Here is a 16,958-nt window from a genome sequence, read left to right as displayed (position 1 = left end):
GGAGAAACTGGACCGGAAAAGCCAGACCCTGAAAGGCCCGGAAACTAGACCCGGGCCAGGCGCTCGGCGAGCAGGGTCGCCCGCGCGATCTCGCCGACCGCGCTGCCGGCCCGGGCGGCCACCTTGCCGTCCGGCGCCCAGATGCCCGAGCGACCGGCCGTCTCGGGATAGGCGGGGCCGGTCGCGCCCGCGCAGGACGAGATCGCGACCCACACCCCGTACGTCCGGCTGATCCGGCGGGCCCTCTCGGCGTGCACGACGGCGGCCTCGGGCTCGTCGGCCACGCCGGCGATGTACGCGTCCATGCCGAGTGCCGCGGTGGTCGCCGCGTGCTCCTCGACGCCGGTGTCGCGGCAGATGCCGAGGCCGAGGCGCCACCCGTCCACCTCGATGACCTCCGGGCCGGGCCCGGGCTCGAAGCGCGCCTCGGTGTGGTGCGGGTTGACCTTGCGGTAGGCGACCCGGGCGCCGTCGCCGTCGATCCGCAGGGTGGCGATGTGCGGGCCGGCGACGGGCGCCCCGGCCAGCGCGATCGTGTCGGTGGCGGCGCAGGCCTCGATCAGCGGGTGCAGCCGTGGGTCGTCCGGCGACAGCAGGGGCGCGTCCAGGTCGTACCCGGTCAGGGAAAGCTCGGGGAAGACCACGACCCGGGCCGCCGCGGCGCGCACGGTGGCCGCGTGGCGGGTCGCGTTGGCCGCGACGTCGAGCGCGTGGACGGGCGGTTGGGCTACGGCGATGACCAACGAGCGCATGGGCCGATCTTTCTCGCGGGGGGGTGTGTCAGGGACGGACGGCTTCGACCAGGAAACGGTGAGCGGCGACGGTGAAACCGCCGTGCAGGCGGATGAAGGTGTCAAGACGTTCGAGAGCGTTCTGGTACAGCCTCGGCGAGAAGTCACGGATCTGCCAGGGAAGATCGCGAAGTTGGCGCACCACCGCGCCGACGTCGTGGAACGTGACCGGCGGGCGTTCCTCGCGCACGTCGACGACGTCGAGACCCGCGGCGGTCAGCGCCGACACGGCGACGTCGGCGTTCCAGGGGGCGCGGTGAGCCGGCGGCGCCCCCAGCGCCGCGTTCAGCTCGGCCAGGTCGTCGCTGCCGACCTGCTGGCTCAGCACCGTGCCGCCGCCGCGCAGCAGGCGGACGATGTCGTCGGCCGGGAGCCGGCCGTGGCGGCTCAGCACCACGTCGAACTCGTCCTCGCCGCCGGGCAGCTCGGTGCGCACCTCGACCGCCAGGGGAGTCAGCCGGTCGCGGGCCACCGGGGTGTTGCGGGCCCAGCTCTCGACGGCCACGGTGTGCGGCGGCAGCGGGGCCAGCTCGGCCAGCAATTCACCGCTGCCGGTGTCCAGGTCGAGCGCCGAGGAGGCGCGTCGCAGCAGCGTACGGGCCAGGGCCGGGTACGACCAGGAGGGCTCGGAGCCCACGTCGCGCCCGTCCAGCCAGGCGAACTCCCAGCCGGTGGCGCGCTCGCCGGCTGATTCCTCGTACTGCTGTCCGATGCGCACCCGACGACCGTAGCCAGTGGCGCCGGGCGCGGAACACCGTTGTGACGCGGCTCAAGCGCTATCGCGTGACGGGAACGTAAATTGTTACGCCGCCGCGACCTCGACCCGGCGCCTGCCCTCGAGCAAGGCCGAGCCGGGCGGCAAGCGGTCAGGGGCGGACGGGCATCAGGATCGAGAAGCGGGAGTCGTCGCCGGGGACGCGGACGGCCAGTGGCTTGATCGGGCCGTCCAGCTCCAGCACGAGCTGCCCGGCGCCGCCCGCGTCGAGCGCCTGCAGCAGGAACTCCCGGTTCACGGCCAGGTGGGCCTCGCCGCTGCACTCCGCCTCCGGCACCAGGCTCACGCCGCCGGTCGGATCGAAGGCCAGGACCGCGACCTGGTACGCCGTGCCGTCGTGCACGCGTGTCGCGGCCGACGCCGCCTCGACCCGGGAACGCAGCGCGGCGGTGTCGACGGTGACCCGGGTGGCCGGTGTCGTGAGCCCGTCGAGCAGGCGGCGGTGATCCGGGTAGTCGATGTCGAGGGGCTCGGCCTCGAGCGCGGCCGGCTCCGCCCGTACCCGGCCGGGGGTGAGATCGAGACCCGCTTCGCCGCCGGTGAGCCCCCGCCGCAGCTCGTCGACGAAGGGCAGCGGCAGCACCGAGCGGATCGGCGGCCCCTCGACCCCGGCGGGCGCCGACGCCACCGCCATCCGGAACCGGTCGGTCGTCACCAGCGTGAGCAGGCCGCCGGTCACGTCGGCGAGCACACACCGCAGCATCGGCAGCTCGGGGTCGGCGCCCGCGGCGAAGCGGACGGCGTCGATCGTCGCGGCCAGGGCAGCGGCGGGCAGACTGACTCGGGTCATGAGTTCCTCCAGGTCGAGCAGGGCGTGGATGCGGAGGAGCTCACGCCGGGCGTCGGCCAGCCCGGCCTCGAGGCGTTGCCGGTGGGCGTCGAGCCGGCGACGCACCGCCGGCAGGTCGTCCAGCTCGCGCACGGCCTCGGCGATCTCGGCCACCGGCAGCCCGACGCGGCGCAGGCCCGCGATCAGCCGGGCGGCCCGCACCTGGTCGTCGCGGTAGCGCCGGTAGCCCGTCGCCGGGTCGACCTCGGCCGGCACCAGCACGCCCGCGCTGTCGTAGAACCGCAGCGCGCTGACGCTGAGCCCACTGTCCCGCGCCACCGCCCCGATGCCCCGCATGTCTCCTCGCACATCCCGACCCTGCTGCCTCGACCTGGTCGAGAGTCAAGCTAGCGCCTGATCCGGCGGGGGCATGGGAGCGGTGTTAGCCGAGCAGCAGCATCGCGGCGACGGCCAGCATGACGACCGCGATCAGTCCGTCGAGCACCCGCCAGGCCGACGGCCGGGCCAGCAGCGGCGCGAGCCGGTGCGCGCCCGCGCCCAGCGCCGTGAACCAGACGAGACTGGCTGCGGCCGCCCCGGCGCCGAAGAGCCACCGGTGCGGATGCTGCTGGGCGACCGATCCGAGCAGCAGGACGGTGTCGAGGTAGACGTGCGGGTTGAGGTAGGTGAGCGCCAGGCAGGTGAGCAGGGTCGCGCGGAGTGTGGCCGGGGCCCGGTCGGCGGCCTTGAGCCCGGCCGGCCGCAGGGCCCGCCGGGCGGCCATCCCGGCGTACGTGATGAGGAAGGCCGCGCCGACCCACTTGATCACCGTGACGGCGTCGGGCCGGGCCGTGACCACCGCGCCCAGCCCGCCGATGCCGGCCAGGATCAGGAACAGGTCGGAGAGAGCGCAGACCAGCACCACGGCGACCACGTGCTCCCGGCGCAGGCCCTGGCGGAGCACGAAGGCGTTCTGGGCGCCGATGGCGATGATGAGCACGGCGGAGGCGAAGAAGCCGGCGACGACGGAGGTGAGCACGGATTCGACGCTAGGCGGGCGGTCAGACGTACTCAAGCTAAAGATTTTGACGTTGCATTAGAATCGCTAATGTGGATTTCGCGCAGCTGGCCACCTTCCAGGCCGTCATCGAGTCGGGCAGCTTCGAGGCGGCGGCCCGCGAGCTGCACGTCACACCCTCCGCGGTGAGCCAGCGCATCAAGGCCCTGGAGCGCTCGGTCGGCCAGGTGCTGGTGCGCCGCACCAAGCCGTGCGTGGCGACCCCGGCCGGGGAGGCGCTGGTCCGGTTCGCCGGGCAGGTGGCTCTGCTCGAACGGGAGGCCCTCGGTCAGGCGCGCGACGGCACCCGGGTCTCGATCGTGGTGAACGCGGACTCGCTGCACACCTGGTTCCTGCCGGCGCTGGCCGCCGTGCCGGGCCCGTCCTACGAGCTGCACACCGACGACGAGCACTACACGGCCGACCTGTTGCGAGCCGGTACGGCGATGGCCGCCGTGACCGCCGACCACGAGGTCGTGCAGGGTTGCCGGATCGAGCGGCTGGGCGCGATGCGCTATCTGGCGGTCGGCCGGCCCGAGGACGAGGCGATGATCCTGTACGACCGGCGGGACCGGCTCCAGCACCGGTTCCTCGAGATCGACAAGTCCGATGCGCCGGTCCACCACGTCCCGTCGGCCTCGGGGTTCATCGAGGCCATCCGGATGGGGCTGGGGTGGGGCATGGTCCCGGACTGGATCGCCCGCGCGGACATCGCGGCCGGGCGGTACGTCGACCTGCACCCGGGCCGCCACCTCGACGTGCCCCTGTACTGGCAGTACTGGCGGATCGGCTCCGAGGTGCTGGAGATGCTGACGGCCGCCGTCAAAGCGGCGGCCGCCCCGTACCTCCGGTGAAGCTCAGGAGTTGGCGTGCAGCGCCGCGTTGAGCTCGATGCCGGTGCCCTTGCGCGGCTTGGCCTCCAGCGCGCCGGTGACCGAGTTGCGCCAGAAGAGCAGATTGTCGACGCCGGAGAGCTCGCGAGCCTTGACCACCCGGCCGTCCGGCAGTGTGATCTTGGACCCGGCCGTGATGTAGCAACCGGCCTCGACCACGCAGTCGTCGCCGAGCGAGATGCCGATGCCCGCGTTGGCCCCCAGCAGGCTGCGCTCGCCGATGCGCACCTTGTCCTTGCCGCCGCCCGAGAGCGTGCCCATGATGGACGACCCGGCGCCGATGTCGGAGCTGTCGCCCACCACGACGCCCTGCACGATGCGGCCCTCGACCATCGACGTGCCCAGCGTGCCGGCGTTGAAGTTGGTGAAGCCCTCGTGCATGACGGTCGTGCCCGAGGCCAGGTGGGCGCCGAGGCGCACCCGGTCGGCGTCCGCGATGCGGACGCCCGAGGGCACCACGTAATCGGTCATCCGCGGGAACTTGTCGACGCCGAAGACGGCGAGGTGACGGCCCGCGGCGCGCTCGAGGAAGCGCAGCTCGTCGACCCGGTCGGGCGGGCACGGCCCGGCCGACGTCCAGGCCACGTTGGCCAGCGCGCCGAAGATGCCGTCGAGGTTGAGCGAGTTGGGCACGACGAAGCGGTGCGACAGCAGGTGCAGCCGCAGGTACGCGTCCGAGGCGTCCTTGATCGGGTCGGCCAGCGACGCGATGGTCGTGCGGACCTCGACCGTCGACAGGCCGGGCAGCGCCCGGGGCCCGGTCAGCCCGGCCGGCAGCGCGGGCTCCTCGGCGGGCGCCGCGCCCAGCCCGAGGAAGCCCTCCGGGTACCAGGTGTCGAGCACCTGCCCCTCGGCGGTGACGGTGGCGAGGCCGATGCCCCAGGCGGGGGAGGTCGAGATCGCAGTATCCACGGCCCGAACCCTACTAAAACGCTGAGCCGGATCGTGATTCACCATCGGCCGGTATCGTGCGGCCTATGGCCAACCCGCTTACCCCGGACGTGTTGGTCGACCCGGTGGAGCTCACCCGCACCCTGGTCGACATCGAGTCCGTGTCCCGCCACGAGCAGGAGATCGCCGATCACGTCGAGGAAGTGCTCCGACAGGCGGCCCACCTCAGCGTCGACCGGCTCGGCAACACCGTCATGGCTCGTACGGACCTGGGGCGCGACCAGCGCGTCGTGCTCGCCGGCCACCTCGACACCGTGCCGCTGAACGACAACTTCCCGTCCACCGTCGTCGACGACCTGATCTACGGCTGCGGCACCTCCGACATGAAGAGCGGGGTCGCGCTGGCCCTGCACCTGGCGGCCACGCTGCCCGACCCCCGCTACGACCTCACGTTCCTCTTCTACGAGGCCGAAGAGATCGACTCCCAGTACAACGGACTCAACCTGGTCGCCGAGGCGCACCCCGAGTGGCTGCTGGCCGACTTCGCCGTGCTGCTCGAGCCGACGTACGGGGTGGTCGAGGCCGGCTGCCAGGGCACGCTCCGGGCGCTGGTGCGTACGACCGGCCGGCGGGCCCACACCGCCCGGGCCTGGCGCGGCGTCAACGCGATCCACGCGGCCGGTGAGCTGCTGCGGCGGCTGTCGGACTACCGGGCGCGGACGGTGACGATCGACGGCTGTACGTACCGTGAAGGCCTCAACGCGGTCAAGATCCACGGTGGCGTGGCCGGCAACGTCGTGCCGGACGAGTGCGTGATCGAGGTCAACATGCGCTTCGCCCCCGACCGTACGGAGAAGCAGGCGCTCGAACACGTGCACGAGGTCTTCGAGGGTTTCGAGGTCGAGCTGACCGACTCGGCGCCCGGCGCGATGCCCGGTCTCTCGGCCGCGCCGGCCCGCGAGTTCCTGACCGCGGTCGGGGCCGAGCCGGCGGCCAAGCTGGGCTGGACCGATGTGGCCCGGTTCGCGGCGCTGGGCATCCCGGCGCTCAACTACGGCCCGGGCGATCCCCTGCTCGCGCACGCCCCGGACGAGCACGTCGAGATCGGCAAGATCCGCGACGGGGCGACGACGCTGCACCGCTGGCTGGCCTCCTGAGGATCACGCCGGCCGGATCGACACCCGCCCGATGGCCCGCGCGGCGGCCAACGGCTGTATCTCCACCGTGGCGTCCGGGTCGGTCACGACCTCGCTGTCGGCCGGGCGTCGCACGCCGAACGCCATGCGGCGTTCCTCGACCACGAGGCGGATGCGCCGCTGCATGCGACGCTGCATCTTCAGGCGCTCGTATCGGTTCGTCACGGTGGCTCCTTAAGCCCGGGAGCCCGGCTGTCGAGCCGGGCGCCGTGCGTGCGTTGCCGCGAACTGGAATCGCTGAGGGGCGGTTTTTTTCGGGAGTGGTTACTGAACAGACGCGCCGGAGCTACCGTCCGTTGCTTCAATCTGGCAAAAAGGTCGCCCACCCGCAATCCTCTTACCGAAACCCACCCGGTTGTTCACCGGGTAACTGACCGTCCGCACTACCTTTTAGGCATGACGGACAGCACCAACGGACGACGTGACGGTGCGCCGGAGCGTCATCGCGGCGCGGTCACGCTTCGCCGCGAGTCGATCCCGCCGAGCACAGCCGACGAGAAACTCCTCGATTCGCACCACCGGCGCGAGTGGAAGACCAAGGACGCCTGGCGGGCCCTGCGCATCCTCTCCGAGTTCGTCGAGGGCTTCGACACCCTCGCCGACCTGCCCCCTGCGGTCAGTGTCTTCGGCTCGGCGCGCAGCCGGCCCGACAGCGCCGAGTGCGAGATGGCCGAGGCTCTGGGCGCCGCGCTGGCCGAGGCCGGCTACGCGGTGATCACCGGCGGCGGCCCCGGGGTGATGGAGGCGGCCAACCGCGGAGCGACCGAGGCCGGCGGGATGTCGGTCGGCCTGGGCATCGAGCTGCCCTTCGAACAGGGCCTCAACGACTGGGTCGACGTCGGCATCGACTTCCGCTACTTCTTCGTCCGCAAGACCATGTTCGTCAAGTACGCCCAGGCGTTCGTGGTGCTGCCCGGCGGCTTCGGCACGCTCGACGAGCTGTTCGAAGCGATCACCCTGGTGCAGACCAAGAAGGTCACCCGGTTCCCGGTCATCCTGATGGGCACGGCGTACTGGTCGGGCCTGCTCGACTGGGTCAAGGGGACGCTGCTGGCCGACGGCAAGATCAGCGAGAGCGACCTGGACCTGATCCTGGTGACCGACGACGTCGACGAGGCGGTTCAGATCATCGTGGACGCCGACGCAGCCCTGGCCGACACCCAGGAGCGGTGACGTGGCCGCCATCGGCGTCTTCTGCGCCTCCTCCAGCACCCTCGACCAGAAATGGCTCGACCTGGCCACCCGCACCGGCGCGGAGATCGCGGCGCGCGGGCACTCCCTGGTCTCGGGCGGCGGCTGCGTCGGCATGATGGGCGCGGTCGCCGACGGCGCCCGCTCCGGCGGTGGCCACACGCTCGGCGTGATCCCGCAGTCGCTTGTCGACCTCGAGGTGGCCGACCTGGCCTCGGACGAGCTGATCGTCACCGGCGACATGGGCGAACGCAAGAACATCATGATCGAGCGGTCGGACGCCTTCATCACGCTGCCGGGCGGGCTCGGCACGCTCGACGAGCTCTTCGAGGTGTGGACCACGGCCACCCTCGACCTGCACCACAAGCCGATCGTGCTGCTCGACCCGGAAGGCTTCTACGACGGGCTGCTGGCCTGGCTCGACCGGCTGGCCGACACGGCGTTCGTCCGGTCGTCCGCGCTCGAACGGGTGATCGTGGTCAAGTCCATCGGCTCGGCGTTGGACGCCATCGAGGAACGGGTAACCGCGGCCTGAGGGTGTCACGCCGGGTGGGTGTCACCACACCCACCCGGCGTGACCAGAGCCCCGGCGGGCCCGCCGGACGGTGCGGGGCGCGCCGGGCGCGCTCTCACCGGGACACGCCGGTGCGCAGACTCCGGCCGTCCGGCGGCGTCGCGCCCGCCGGGGCACGCGCTGGATCGGTTGAGCCGACAGTGCGCCCCGATCTCGCCGGGCGTCAACGTGGCAATTGCGAACGTTCGCGTGGTGCCCGTTCGGGGGACCGTGGAAGACTGCGGGGCATGCCCCCGCAACGGGCGACCCTCCTGCAGGTCGCACAGCGGGCCGGCGTGTCCCGCAGCACAGCCTCCTTCGTCCTGGCCGGACGCCATCTGGACATGCGGATCTCGGAGGACGCGCGGCAACGGGTGCTCCGGGCCGCCCAGGAACTGGACTACCGGCCCAACCTCATGGCGCGCAGCCTGCGGACCAAGGTGACGCGGACCATCGCGCTGGTCTCCGACACGCTGGCCTCCGACCCGTACGCGGGCAAGGCCATCCACGGCGCCCTGGCCGCCGCCGTCGCGCACGGTCACCTGCTCTTCATCGGCGAGACCGAAGGCGACCCGGTCGTCGAGGAGAAACTGATCTCCGACTTCCTCGACCGGCAGGTCGACGCCTTCATCTACGCCAGCATGTTCACCCGGCCGGTGCGGCTGCCCAAGCTGCTCAAGGGACACGCGGTGGTGCTGCTCAACTGCCTGACCGGCGGGGCGCGGCCGGCCCATCACCAGATCATCCCCGACGAGCTGACGGCCGGCTGGAGCGCGGCCGCGACCCTGCTCGAGGCCGGGCATCGCGACGGGATCCACCTGGTCGGCAAGACCGGCGAAAACGTCTTCGCCGGGCGTGAGCGGCTGGCCGGCATCCGCGAGGGACTCACCGCGGCCGGCGTCCGCCTGGCCGGCGCGATCGACTGCGACTGGTGGCCCGATTCGGCGTACGAGGCGGTGCGCCGCGCCCTGGCCGACGGGTTCGCGCCGCGGGCGCTGATCTGCCTCAACGACCGGATAGCGTTCGGCGCCTACCAGGCCCTGCGGGAAACCGGCCGGGTGATTCCCGACGACGTGTCGGTGATCTCCTTCGACGACTCGGATCTGGCCGCCTGGCTGCGGCCCCAGCTGACCAGCATCTCGCTGCCGCACTACCAGCTCGGATGGCAGGCGGTCGGGAAGCTGCTGGGCCCTGCGTCCGACCCGGCGGTGCTGCGCGTGCCGATGCCGGTCCGCCGCCGGGCCTCGGTGGGCAAACCGGCTGTTCGTTAACGTCGGACCCTCGTGGTTTCCTTGTTGCCGTGAGCACGCCGGCCTCCTCCTCCGCCGCGGTGCGCCGCCCGGCGTACCGTCTGGTCCGGCGTCCCCCGACGGTGCTGCCGCCGCGCCTCGACGACCCCCTCCAGACGTACGTGACCTCGCACGTCGACGGCCCGCTGCTGGTGATCGGCGGACCCGGCACGGGCAAGACGGCGACGCTCGTCGAGTCGGTCGCCGCGCGCATCGCCGAGGGCGTCGATCCCGAACGCATCCTCATCCTCACGTTCGGCCGGCGCGGCGCGACGGCCCTGCGCGACCGCATCGAGGCCCGCGTCGCCGGCGACCCCGGCCGCATCGTGCACGAGCCGCTGGTCCGCACCTTCCACGCGTACGCCTTCGGGCTGCTCCGCCGGGCCGCGGCCGACCGGGGCGAGCCGTCCCCCCGGCTGCTCACCGGCCCCGAGCAAGACCTGATCATCCGCGAGCTGCTCGAGGCCTCCGGCACCACCGACGAGCCCGACCCCATCGGCTGGCCCGCCGCCCTGCGTCCCGCGCTGCCCACCCGGGCGTTCGCCCAGCAACTGCGCGACCTCATGCAGCGGGCGGCCGAGCGGGGCGTCGGCCCGGTCGAGCTGGCCCGCCTCGGCGAGCGCCTGGGCCGCGACGACTGGCCGGCGGCGGCCCGCTTCCTGCGCGAGTACGTCGCCGTCCTAGCCCTGCGCGACGTCACCACGCGCGGCTCGTCGGCCTACGACCCGGCCGAGCTGGTGCGGGCCGCCTCGGGTCTGCTCACCGACAGCCCCGAGCTGCTCGAGGCCGAGCGCCGCCGCCTGGCCTACGTCTACGTCGACGAGCTGGCCGACACCGACCCGGCCCAGATCGAGCTGCTGTCCCTGGTCGCCGGGGGCGGCAAGCCGCTGGTGGCGTTCGGCGACCCCGATTCGTCGATCTACGGCTTCCGGGGCGCCGACCCCGGTGCGGTGGCCGGCTTCCCCACCCGGTTCCGGACGGCGTCGGGCGCCCTGGCCGAGACGCTGACGCTGCACACCAACTACCGCGCCGAGCCGACGCTGCTCTCCGCCACCTCGCGGGTGTCCCGCCGCATGCGCGGCCCGATCACCCACCGCCCGATGCACCCGCCGCCGCCGGTGCTCGGCCCCGAGCCACCACCCGCGGCCGCCCCGCACGCTGTCACTCCGGCCGAGCCGGCCCCCTCCAGCCCGCCCGCTTCGGCTGACGCTCACGCCCCGGCCCTCGCCCGCTCCGCTCGTCCCGTCGGTGGCGAGCCGGTCGCCGAGGCGGTGGTCCGGACCTTCCGGGCGGCCACGGCCGAGGCGGCCTATGTGGCCCACGCGCTGCGGGAGGCCCACCTGCTGCACGGGGTGCCCTGGTCGCGGATGGCGGTCATGCTGCGCAGCACGTCGTTGCAGCTGCCCTCGCTGCAGCGGGCGCTCACCGCGGCCGGCGTGCCGACCGTGACCCACGCCGAGGACCTGCCGCTGCACCTCCAGCCCGCGGTGGCGCCCTTCCTGCTGCTCCTGCGGTGTGCGCTCGATCCCGAGGCGCTCAACGAGGAGACGGCCGTCGCGCTGCTGCACTCGTCGCTGGGCGGGGCCGACCCGCTGGCCGAGCGGCGGCTGCGGCAAGGGCTGCGGGCGCTCGCGCTGGCAGCGGGCGACCGGCGCCCGTCGGGCGAGGTGCTGGTCGACGCCGTCCGCGACCCGGCCGGCCTCGACATGGTGGAGCGGCGCTGGGCCCTGCCCGCGCAGAACGTCGCCCGGCTGCTGGCCACCGCGCGTGAGGCGGCCGCGGCGCCGGGGGCCACCGCCGAGCAGGTGCTGTGGACCATCTGGCGGGCCAGCGGTCTGGCCGACCGGTGGTACGCGATGAGCACCCGCTCCGGCCCGGCCCCGGAGAACACCGACGCCGGCCGGGCCCGGCAGTGGCGGGCCGAGGCGGCCGACCGCGATCTCGACTCGATGGTCGTGCTGTTCGACGCGGCGGCCCGGTTCGTCGACCGCCTGCCGGGGGCGCGCGTCGGGGTGTTCCTCGAGCACGTCCTGGGTCAGGATCTGCCGGCCGACTCGATCGCGCCCAGCGCCGACCGCGGCGAGGCCGTCCGGCTGCTCACCGCCCACGCCGCCAAGGGCCTGGAATGGGACGTCGTCGTGCTGGCCGGGGTGCAGGAGGGCATCTGGCCCGACCTGCGGCTGCGGGGCAGCCTGCTCGGGTCGGAGCGGCTGGTCGACGTGCTCGCCGGCCGCGCCGCCCCGGGGCCGGCCGCGGTCGTCGGTGAGACGTCCGCGCTGCTCGACGAGGAGCGGCGGCTGTTCTACGTGGCCACCACCCGCGCCCGTCGCAAGCTCATCGTCACCGCGGTCGCGTCGGCCGGGGTGGGCGGTTCCGAGGGCGAGGAGCAGCCCAGCCGATTCCTCACCGAGCTCGGCATCCCCGACACCCCGCTGCCCCCGGAGCCGCTGCCGCCCACCGATCCTCCACCGCCGCCCGGCCCCGACCTCTGGGACACCGACCCCCGAGGCCCGCGCGACTCCGGTCCCGCGGGCGGGGTCGAGGCGGGCGACGATCCGGTCGTCATCGACCGTCCTGGCGGCGCCACCGCTGGTGGACGAGACTCAAGCGCGGCCGGTGCAGTGGATCTCGGTGACCTGGGGGAGTGGCCGGCCGAGGAACCGCCCGACGAGGACCCCGGTGAGGCCGCAGTGGCCGACGACCCGGCGGAGATCCCGGTGGGGCGGCCGCCGCGGGCCCTGACGCTGTCGGCGCTCGTGGCCGAACTCCGTACCGTCGTGGTCGGCAGCGACCAGACACCGGCCCGGCGCCGGGCCGCGGCCGCGGAACTGGCCCGGCTGGCCGCCGCCGGCGTGCCCGGGGCCCACCCGGACGAGTGGTGGGGCCTGCGGCCGCTCTCCGACGACCGGCCGCTGGTCGACGAGGGCCAACCGGTCAAGGTCACCCCGTCCTCGATGGAGAGCGCGCTGCGCTGCAGCCTGCGCTGGCTGCTCGAACGGCACGGCGGCGCCGCCCCGCCGGGGCCGGCCCAGGGCGTCGGCAACCTCGTGCACGCCGCCGCCATGCTGGCCGAGGACGCCAACGCCGACCGCGAGAAGCTGGTCGAGTACGTCAGCGCCCGGTTCGAGGCGATCGAGCTGGCCGCCCGCTGGCTCGCCGGGCCGGAGCAGGAACGCGCGCAGGGCATGGTCGACAAACTGCTGCGCTGGCTGGCCGTCAACCCGCGCCGGCTGCTCGCGATCGAGCACGAGTTCAGCGTGCGCCTGGAGGACCCGCAACGCCCGATCCAGCTCACCGGCCGGGTCGACCGGCTCGAGATCGACGAGGACGGGCGCCTGGTCGTCATCGACCTCAAGACCGGCAAGAGCACCGCGGTCGCCGCCGCCGAGGTCGAGGAGCACGCCCAGCTGGCCGGCTACCAGACCGCCGTGCAGGCCGGCGCCTTCGCCGACTACGGCGCCGAGAGCGGCGGGGCGGCGCTGGTGCAGCTCGGCCCGGGCAAGCAGGCCCGCGAGCAGATGCAGCTGCCGCTGGCCGAGGCCACCGATCCGCAATGGGCGTACGAGATGGTTCGCCGCACCGCCGACACGATGGCCGCCTCCACGTTCTCGGCCGTCGCCAACAGCCGTTGCCGGGTGTGCCCGGTGCGCACCAGCTGCCCGGTCTCGGGCAAGGGACGTCAAGTCGTAGAGCAGGGCCAGTGACCCAACCGAGTCTGTTCGCCGACGAGCCGGCGGCGCCCCGCCGCCGTGCCGATTCCGGCCCCCGCTACACGCCCGAGGAGCTGGCCCGGCTGCTGCGGCTGCCCCGGCCGACGGCCGAGCAGTCCGAGATCATCTCGGCGCCGGTCGAGCCGTTGCTGGTCGTCGCCGGGGCGGGCTCGGGCAAGACCGAGACGATGGCGTCCCGGGTGGTCTGGCTGGTCGCCAACAGCTACGCCCACCCCGACGAGATCCTCGGTCTCACCTTCACCCGCAAGGCCGCCGGTGAGCTGGCCCATCGCGTGCGCACCCGGCTCGGCCAGCTCGTGCGCCGGCTCGGCCGCGACGACGCGCTCACCGGCGAGGCCACCATCTCGACCTATCACTCGTACGCGGCCCGGGTCGTCACCGAGCACGGCCTGCGCGCCGGCTTCGAGCCGTCGGCCCGCCTGCTCACCGAGGCCGCGCGCTGGCAGATCGTCGACTCGCTGGTCCGTTCGTACACCGGGGAGATGACCGGTGTGAACCGCGCCCCCGGCACCGTCACCGACGACGTGCTGGCGCTCTCCGGCGAGCTCGCCGAGCATCTGGTCTCCCCGGACGACCTGGCCGCCTGGACCGGCCGCTTCTTCGCCGAGGTGCAGGAGCTGCCGGGCAAGGTCTACAAGGACGTCCACGACGTGCTCACCCGCCAGCGTCAGCGGCTCACCCTGCTGCCTCTCGTGCGCCTCTACGAACAGCGCAAACTCGACCTCGAGGCGATGGACTTCGGCGATCAGATGGCCCGGGCCGCGTTGGTGGCCCGCGACCACCCCGAGGTCGGCGAGATCGAGCGGGGCCGGTTCAAGATCGTTCTCCTGGACGAGTACCAGGACACCAGCCACGCCCAGGTGACCATGCTCAACGCGCTCTTCGGCGGCGGGCACCCGGTCACCGCGGTGGGCGACCCCTGCCAGTCGATCTACGGCTGGCGCGGCGCCTCGGCCGGCACCCTCGACCGCTTCCCCGACGAGTTCACCCGGCCCGGCGGCGAGCCGGCCCCGGTCGGCGAGCTGACCCGCAGCTGGCGCAACCGCCCCGAGATCCTGCGCGTGGCCAACACCCTCTCCGCGCCGCTGCGAGCTTTCGGCGCCCGGGTCACCGAGCTGCGGGCCGCGGAAAGGGTGTCCGGCGCGGTCGGCGGCCGCACGGTGGCCTGCGCGCTGCTGCCCACCTTCGCCGACGAGGCGGCCTGGATCGCCGACTCGATGCTCACCGCCTGGCGGATCACCGCCGGTCTGCCCGAGGCCCTGCCCGGCGAGATCCCGGTCGACAAACGACCCACGAGCGCCGTCCTGGTCCGGGTCCGCAGCCAGATCGCCGCGATCGAGGAGGCGCTGCGCTCGCGGGGCCTGCCGGTCGAGGTGGTCGGCCTGGGTGGTCTGCTCGACACCCCCGAGGTACGCGATGTCGTCTGCACGCTGCGGGTGCTGGCCGACCCGACCGACGGGGCGTCGCTGCTGCGCCTGCTCACCGGCGCCCGCTGGCGGATCGGGCCGCGCGATCTGGTGGCCCTGCACCGGCGGGCCCGCGGGCTGGCCGCCGCCCGCGCCGCCGTGGTGGCCGGCGCCGAGCCCGACGACGTGGTCGCCGACCGCCTCGACGACGCCACGCTGGTCGAGGCGATGGCCGACCTGGGCGCGCCGCAGCAGTACTCGGCCGAGGGCTACGCGCGCCTGCACGCGTACAGCCGGGAACTGAGCGCGCTGCGGCAGCGCCTCGACCAACCGCTGCCCGACCTGGTGGCCGACATCGAACGCACGATCGGCCTGGACGTCGAGGTGGCCGTGCGCGGCTGGGCCGCCGGGGACGCCGGTCTGGCCCGCGGGCACCTGGACGCGCTGGCCGACACCGCCGCCCGCTACGCCGCCGAGACCGACGGCGGCACGCTGGCCGGTTTCCTGGCCTTCCTCACCGCGGCCGAGGAGGAGGAGCGCGGCCTCGAACCGGGACAGGTCGACGTCGTCGAGGGCGCCGTCCAGATCCTCACCGCGCACGCCGCGAAGGGTCTGGAGTGGGATGTCGTGTCGGTCGCCGGGCTGGCCCGGGGCGTCTGGCCGGGCCTCACCCGCAGCTCCGACCACTACCTGATGGGCATCGGCGTGCTGCCGTTCCCGCTGCGCGGCGACTCCGACGGTCTGCCCCGGCTCGACCTGTCACCGGCGGTCGATCAGAAGGGTGTGCTCAACGCGGTCACCTCGTTCGGCACGGCCTGGCGCGAGCACGACGAGCGGGAGGAGCGCCGGCTGGCCTACGTCGCCGTGACCCGCCCCCGTCGTCTGCTGCTCGCCTCGGGCTACTGGTGGGGCGACGGCGTGAAGCGCCCGCGCGGCCCGTCGGTGTTCCTCGACGAGATCCGCTCGGCGTGCGACGAGGGCGCCGGCGTCGTCGACGTGTGGACGCCCGAGCCGGCGCCGGACGCGACCAACCCGGCGGCCGAGGCGGTGGTCTCCGCGCAGTGGCCGTTCGACCCGCTGGGCCTGCGCCGCCCGGCCATGGCCGCCGCGGCCGACCTCATCCGCCGCCTGATCGCCGCGCCCGATGCCGAGGCGGCCGAGGCGTTCGCCGACCTGGCCGAGGCCGAGCCCGAGATCGCGGCCCGGGCCGAGCTGGCCGCCGAGCTGGTCGGCCTGCCCGACCCCGACTCCGACATCGCCCGCTGGCGTCGCGAGGCCGATCTGCTGCTGGCCGAGCGGGACGAACGGGCCCGCCACGACGGGCCGATCGAGGTGGCCGTGCCCGCGCACCTGTCCGTCTCCCAGCTGGTCGTGCTGCGCCGTGACCCGCAGGCCCTGGCCCGCTCGCTGCGCCGCCCGTTGCCCCGCCGCCCGCTGCCCCACGCCCGCCGGGGCACAGCGTTCCACGCCTGGCTCGAGCAGCGGTTCGGCGCCGTCCGTCTGATCGACATCGACGAGCTGCCCGGCGCGGCCGACGACGACGCGGCCGGTGACGAGGAGCTGGCCGCCCTGCAGCAGGCGTTCCTGGCCGGCGACTGGGCCGAGCGCACCCCGGTCGAGGTGGAGGTCCCGTTCGCGACCACGATCGCCGGGGTGGTCGTGCGCGGGCGGATGGACGCGGTTTTCGCCGACACGGCCAACCGCTACGACGTCATCGACTGGAAGACCGGCCGGCGACCCGAGGGGGCGGACGCCGAAGCCGCCGCGGTGCAGCTGGCGGCGTACAGGCTGGCCTGGGCGTCGCTCGCCGGCGTGCCGCTCAACCGGGTGCGGGCCGGCTTCCACTACGTCCGCGAGCAGGTCACCGTGCGGCCGGTGGACCTGCTCGACGCGGCCGAGCTGGCCGCGCTCATCGAACGACTGCCCGAACGGGTGAATTAGGGCAGGTCGGCACCTGCCGCGGCGAGCAGGTGCAGCAGCGCTGCGGCATAGGCGCCCTCGACCGTCTCGCCTTCGAAGGTGCGCTCCTCGCCGAGCAGGTCGATGAGCACTTCGTACCCGGCCGCGCCGCGCCGCAGCGTGCGGAACGTGCCGCCGAGCAGCTCCCGTAACTGGTCCTCCCGGGGCAGCCAGACGGTCTCGTCCAGCTCCACGTCGTCCAGCGCCCACTCGGTCGTGCCGTTGAAACCGATCACCTGGCCCTCCGCCATCGTGTGCACCTCGATGGTCATGTTGCTCAGGACGAAGGTCTCCTCGTCCAGATCACGGTCGGGGATCGCGAAGCGATCACCGAGCACGGGCTTCCAGACCAGCCCGGCCTCTCTGAGCTGCCGTGCCAGTTCGACGCCGATCACCAGCGAACCTCCTCGGACGTGTTAGGCTCTCCGCGTTGTCAGTTTGGTTCCCAAGTACTTAG

General features: G+C 73.5%; 14 protein-coding genes. 7 read left to right on the top strand and 7 right to left on the bottom strand.

Translation table 11 applies throughout. From position 1 onward, the window contains the following. Positions 1-44: 44 nt before the first annotated feature. The 4 genes from HJC40_RS21350 to HJC40_RS21335 all read right to left on the bottom strand — a co-directional run bounded on the left by HJC40_RS21350 (position 45) and on the right by HJC40_RS21335 (position 3,374). Positions 45-752, bottom strand: a complete 708-nt coding sequence (locus HJC40_RS21350) for a carbon-nitrogen hydrolase family protein (RefSeq protein WP_250003037.1) — start codon at positions 750-752, stop codon at positions 45-47. 28 nt (positions 753-780) lie between these two features. Then, complete coding sequence (locus HJC40_RS21345; protein WP_250003036.1) at positions 781-1,509, bottom strand: class I SAM-dependent methyltransferase; 729 nt, start codon at positions 1,507-1,509, stop codon at positions 781-783. A 148-nt stretch (positions 1,510-1,657) separates the two neighbouring features. After that, positions 1,658-2,692, bottom strand: a complete 1,035-nt coding sequence (locus tag HJC40_RS21340) for a MerR family transcriptional regulator (protein WP_250003035.1) — start codon at positions 2,690-2,692, stop codon at positions 1,658-1,660. Positions 2,693-2,777: 85 nt separating this feature from the next. After that, positions 2,778-3,374, bottom strand: coding sequence for a LysE/ArgO family amino acid transporter (locus HJC40_RS21335; RefSeq protein ID WP_250003034.1), 597 nt, complete (start codon positions 3,372-3,374; stop codon positions 2,778-2,780). A gap of 71 nt (positions 3,375-3,445) precedes the next feature. On the opposite strand from HJC40_RS21335, the gene HJC40_RS21330 reads away from it, so the two are divergent. Beyond that, a complete protein-coding gene (locus tag HJC40_RS21330; RefSeq protein WP_250003033.1) occupies positions 3,446-4,246 on the top strand; it encodes a LysR family transcriptional regulator ArgP in 801 nt (266 codons plus the stop codon). Between the two features lie 3 nt (positions 4,247-4,249). Here the strand turns inward: HJC40_RS21330 and dapD are convergent, their stop codons facing one another. Further along, positions 4,250-5,242, bottom strand: coding sequence for a 2,3,4,5-tetrahydropyridine-2,6-dicarboxylate N-succinyltransferase (gene dapD / locus HJC40_RS21325; RefSeq protein ID WP_374272355.1), 993 nt, complete (start codon positions 5,240-5,242; stop codon positions 4,250-4,252). 20 nt (positions 5,243-5,262) lie between these two features. Here dapD and dapE point away from each other — a divergent pair, with 20 nt between their 5' ends. Beyond that, positions 5,263-6,333, top strand: coding sequence for a succinyl-diaminopimelate desuccinylase (dapE, locus tag HJC40_RS21320; RefSeq protein WP_250003031.1), 1,071 nt, complete (start codon positions 5,263-5,265; stop codon positions 6,331-6,333). A 3-nt stretch (positions 6,334-6,336) separates the two neighbouring features. Here dapE and HJC40_RS21315 read toward each other — a convergent pair whose 3' ends face one another. Next, positions 6,337-6,537, bottom strand: coding sequence for a hypothetical protein (locus HJC40_RS21315; protein WP_250003030.1), 201 nt, complete (start codon positions 6,535-6,537; stop codon positions 6,337-6,339). 231 nt (positions 6,538-6,768) lie between these two features. On the opposite strand from HJC40_RS21315, the gene HJC40_RS21310 reads away from it, so the two are divergent. The 5 genes from HJC40_RS21310 (at position 6,769) to HJC40_RS21290 (ending at position 16,483) form a co-directional block, all read left to right on the top strand. Further along, positions 6,769-7,545, top strand: a complete 777-nt coding sequence (locus HJC40_RS21310) for a TIGR00730 family Rossman fold protein (protein WP_250003029.1) — start codon at positions 6,769-6,771, stop codon at positions 7,543-7,545. A gap of 1 nt (position 7,546) precedes the next feature. Next, positions 7,547-8,098, top strand: coding sequence for a TIGR00730 family Rossman fold protein (locus HJC40_RS21305; RefSeq protein ID WP_250003028.1), 552 nt, complete (start codon positions 7,547-7,549; stop codon positions 8,096-8,098). 266 nt (positions 8,099-8,364) lie between these two features. Beyond that, positions 8,365-9,387, top strand: coding sequence for a LacI family DNA-binding transcriptional regulator (locus tag HJC40_RS21300; protein WP_250003027.1), 1,023 nt, complete (start codon positions 8,365-8,367; stop codon positions 9,385-9,387). Further along, positions 9,279-13,109 carry an ATP-dependent helicase gene (locus HJC40_RS21295; RefSeq protein WP_374272351.1) on the top strand — a complete coding sequence of 1,277 codons (3,831 nt, stop codon included), beginning with the start codon at positions 9,279-9,281 and terminating at the stop codon, positions 13,107-13,109. Before HJC40_RS21300 ends, HJC40_RS21295 begins: the two co-directional genes overlap by 109 nt. Beyond that, positions 13,106-16,483, top strand: coding sequence for an ATP-dependent DNA helicase (locus tag HJC40_RS21290; RefSeq protein WP_250003025.1), 3,378 nt, complete (start codon positions 13,106-13,108; stop codon positions 16,481-16,483). The genes HJC40_RS21295 and HJC40_RS21290 overlap by 4 nt, the downstream gene beginning before the upstream one ends. Here HJC40_RS21290 and HJC40_RS21285 read toward each other — a convergent pair. Beyond that, complete coding sequence (locus HJC40_RS21285; protein ID WP_250003024.1) at positions 16,480-16,896, bottom strand: pilus assembly protein CpaE; 417 nt, start codon at positions 16,894-16,896, stop codon at positions 16,480-16,482. The genes HJC40_RS21290 and HJC40_RS21285 overlap by 4 nt on opposite strands. Positions 16,897-16,958: the final 62 nt, after the last annotated feature.

Origin of the sequence: Actinoplanes sp. M2I2, from assembly GCF_023544445.1 — a bacterium.
Taxonomy (GTDB): Bacteria; Actinomycetota; Actinomycetes; order Mycobacteriales; family Micromonosporaceae; genus Actinoplanes.
Note: the sequence above shows the minus strand (reverse complement) of the source record. Positions and strands in the feature narration are given on the sequence as shown.